The sequence below is a fragment of the Kocuria subflava genome, from assembly GCF_012163155.1.
Classification (GTDB): Bacteria; Actinomycetota; Actinomycetes; order Actinomycetales; family Micrococcaceae; genus Kocuria; species Kocuria subflava.
The window spans coordinates 1-638 of sequence record NZ_JAAVUN010000149.1; the positions used below are offsets into that span (position 1 = coordinate 1).

Genomic DNA, 638 nt, shown 5'->3' on the forward strand with positions numbered 1-638 from the left:
GGGGGTTGTGTTCGACGACGATCGCTCCCAGTCGCATGACCGCATAGAACGCCACGATGTGTTGGGGGCTGTTCGGCAACACAAGAGCGACCCGGTCGCCGGCCTTGACACCGAGCTCCCGAAGCCCCTCGGCAACCCGCTCCACGTCCCTGCCCAGGGAGTCGTAGGAGACGTCCGCCCCGAAGAAACTGACGGCCGCCTTGGGTCCGAACTGGGCAACGGACTTCTCGAACATGTGGCTCAGGGAGGTTTCGGGCAGGTCGAGGTCACGCGCCACGCCGTCGTCGTAGCTCTTGGTCCAGGGCCTCGTGGCCAGGAACTCGCGGGATGAGCCGGAAGCCGCGGAGTGGGGGGCGCTGTGGTGCTCAGACATGGGCACGAGCCTACCGCCGCAGTCGCCGACGAGCCCGCTTGCATGTCATCCAGATCGCCGACGCAGGTCAAACCCGATTTTGTGACAACTTCATCTATATGAAGGTATCAGCAGGTCATCGCACATCTGTGCGTCGTATAGTGAGCCCTATCCACGAGATCGGATCCAACCGTTTGGGAGACGGAGGGAACCGTGGGGGCTCGATGGAGTCGAGGTCCTCGGCACCACCGGGGCTCCGCACGTGCCGCTCGGCCTCCCCCAATCG

Annotated in this window: 1 protein-coding gene; it reads right to left on the bottom strand. The window is 64.3% G+C overall.

The genetic code is table 11. The features are described 5' to 3' along the window. Window positions 1-373, bottom strand: a 373-nt coding sequence (locus tag GTW58_RS13465) for an AMP-binding protein (protein ID WP_168023601.1), incomplete at its 3' end; no start/stop codon positions are given. Between the last annotated feature and the right edge of the window lie 265 nt (window positions 374-638).